Here is a 2667-nt window from a genome sequence, read left to right on the forward strand (position 1 = left end):
GGAGGAGATTGCGTTTGCCACTGACCGTTTGAACGTCCGGAGAGGTCGCTGGAGCGCAGCAGGATACAGAGGCTGGACTGGAGAGGTTACGATGGAACGGATTCGGTTTCAGGGCAGGACGACGACGACGTTGTTGATGCTGTCGAGTTTCGTCTTGCTTGCAATAAGCGGTGCGATCCTGTTCTTCGCCCCACGAGGCCAACTCGCCAATGCAAGCGGTTGGCAGGCGTCGGGACTGACCCGATGGCAATGGGAGGACCTGCACGTCTGCTTCGCGCTGCTGATGCTGGCGGCGGCCGTCCCGCACGTCTGGATGAATCGACGGGCGCTGGTCAATCACATCAAACTGCGGACCTCGGCGCTGGCGCCGCGGCTCCTGCCGGTCCGTTTCGAGGCGCTTGTGGCCGTCGCCCTGTGCCTGATGGTCCTGATCGGTTCGATCTGCCGTGCGCCGCCGTTCAACCTCATCGCCGATCTCCGCGCTGAAATGAGGGGCGCGCCCTCGCCAACCGCTCCCCCGTTCGCCGGCGCCAGACAGGGTTGGCGGTCTTCAGATTAGCGCGGTCGAGCGGAGTCAATCATCTGGGCAAGCGAACATCGGTTTCGCCAAGACAAGGAAGCATAAAATGAACAAGGCATGGATTGCGGTTCCCTCCTGCGCCCCAGGAGGAATTGACGCTGAAATCGCCGACCATTTCGGCCAATGCGATCTCTTCACGCTGGTGGAGGTCGACGACGGGAAGGTCACCAAGGTCGATGCCCTCCCCGGCGTTTCCCATCAGCACGGAGGATGCATGGTTCCGGTCAACCTGTTGTCCACACGCGGCGTCGCGATCCTGATCGCCGGTGGGATGGGAAGACGGCCCCTCATGGGCTTCAATCAGGTCGGTATCGACGTCTACCAGAAGGGCGCCGCCGCCAGCGTCGGTCAGGCGATCGACGCGTTCGTGAGCGGAAGCTTGACGAGGTTCTCGCCGGACTCCAGTTGCGGCAACCACGCCGAAGGCGAGTGCCACGGTTAGCGCTTAACAAGCTCTCATCGAATCGCGCCGAGAGCCCTCATTCCTCGGCTCACGCGGCCCCCCTCGGACCAAGCCCGAGGGAAGGCTTTTCCCCGCTGAAGGAACCCTGAAGGGGAACTGGACGGCGCGATTGCGCTCAGATGAACAGCGTCGTTCCCGATTGTTTCGCCTCGTTGAGGAAGGTGGCCACGCCTCCGATTTCGACGCCGTCGATCATCTCCTCGCGCTTGAGGCCCATCACGTCCATCGACATCTGGCACGCGACGAGATTGGCGCCGCCGGAAACCAGCGAAGCCAGAAGGTCGACGGGGTCCTCGACATGCTTGTCGTGCATCAGCTTGCGCATCATGAGGCCGCCGGCGCCGAGGAAATTCATATTGGAGAGGTGATTGGCCTTGCCGACGCCCTTGGGCAGCATGAAGCCGAAGGCGGCGTCGATCAGCGGCTTCGCCGGGCTCGCGCCGTTGGGCTTGCGCAGCAGGTTGAGTCCCCAGAAGGTGAAGAACACCGTCACCTTCGAGCCCATCGCCAGCGCGCCGTTGGCGATGATCAGCGACGCCATCGCCTTGTCGAGGTCGCCGGAAAACACGACCAGCGAGACGCCGTCGCGACCGGGCTCCGCGCTCCCTGACGGCTTCGTTACAGCCGGCAAGGCCTTGCGCAATCGCGCGGTGATGATTCCCTTCGACGACCCGACGGTCTCCAGGATATTGCCGGTGCGCGACGCCCAGGCGCGGATATCGCGGCTGAAGGCGGGATCGGACGCGGTGATTTCCAGGGTCTCGCCCACTTCCATCGCCGCCATGGCCTTGAAGGCCTTCATGATCGGGCCGGGGCATTGCAGCCCGACGGCGTCGAGCTTGTGCACGTCGCCGGCGAGCGCGACGACGCAGCCGCCGCTTTCGGCCTCGATCTCCGCCTGCGTTCGCCGCCTGATGCTCTCGTAGTCGAACAGGTCGGGATTGGCCTGCTTGTCGACCGCCCAGGCGTAAGTCTTGAAGCCGCCCGTCAAGTTGCGGACGTCCTTGAACCCGGCCTGCTTGAGGATGCGGTAGGCGAGATATCCGCGTAAGCCTACCTGGCAGAAGACCACGACCGGCCGCTCTTGATCGAGTTCGCCAAGGCGGGCGCGCAAATGCTCGAGGTCGATGTTGCGCGCTCTCGGCAGCGTCTGGATCGAGAACTCCTCGGCCGTGCGGACGTCGACGAGCTGGATCGAATCCGGCGCTCCTTTCAGAAGGTCGCGCAGCTTGCGCCAGTCGATGATCTCGGAGAAGCCGGAAAGCACGTTGCCCGCGACGTAGCCGGCGACGTTGACTGGATCCTTCGCCGAGCCGAACGGCGGCGCGTAGGCGAGCTCGAGCTCGGTCAGGTCCTGCACGCCGAGCCCGGCGGCGATCGCGGTGGCGATCACGTCGATGCGCTTGTCCACGCCATCGGCCCCGATCGCCTGGGCGCCAAGGATGCGCCCGTCGAGCCCGAAGACGAGCTTGAGGCTGAGCTGCTGGCTGCCGGGATAGTAGGACGCATGCGATCCGGCATGAATGACGACGGCGCGATGCGGAATGTCGAGCGCCCTCGCCTGCGTCTCGTTGAGGCCGGTGCAGGCGGCGGCGAGGTCGAACGCCTAGAGGATGGCCGTGCC

The 2667-nt window shown here is 64.5% G+C and carries 3 protein-coding genes and 1 pseudogene; 2 read left to right on the top strand and 2 right to left on the bottom strand.

The window, feature by feature from the left end; genetic code table 11:
* Window positions 1-91 precede the first annotated feature (91 nt).
* A complete protein-coding gene (locus tag ACLP2E_RS08405; RefSeq protein WP_442465658.1) occupies window positions 92-559 on the top strand; it encodes a DUF4405 domain-containing protein in 468 nt (155 codons plus the stop codon).
* A 67-nt stretch (window positions 560-626) separates the two neighbouring features.
* Window positions 627-1022: a NifB/NifX family molybdenum-iron cluster-binding protein gene (locus ACLP2E_RS08410; protein WP_442465659.1), complete on the top strand. Its 396-nt coding sequence runs from the start codon at window positions 627-629 to the stop codon at window positions 1020-1022.
* Window positions 1023-1158: 136 nt separating this feature from the next.
* On the opposite strand, the gene ACLP2E_RS08415 is transcribed toward ACLP2E_RS08410, so the two are convergent.
* Window positions 1159-2310, bottom strand: a complete 1152-nt coding sequence (locus tag ACLP2E_RS08415) for a DsrE/DsrF/DrsH-like family protein (RefSeq protein WP_442465660.1) — start codon at window positions 2308-2310, stop codon at window positions 1159-1161.
* A 57-nt stretch (window positions 2311-2367) separates the two neighbouring features.
* Window positions 2368-2634 (bottom strand): annotated as a pseudogene (locus ACLP2E_RS08420) (FAD-dependent oxidoreductase); the annotation flags it as partial.
* Window positions 2635-2667: the final 33 nt, after the last annotated feature.

The sequence above is a fragment of the Rhodoblastus sp. genome (genome assembly GCF_052145335.1).
Taxonomy (GTDB): domain Bacteria; phylum Pseudomonadota; class Alphaproteobacteria; order Rhizobiales; family Beijerinckiaceae; genus Rhodoblastus.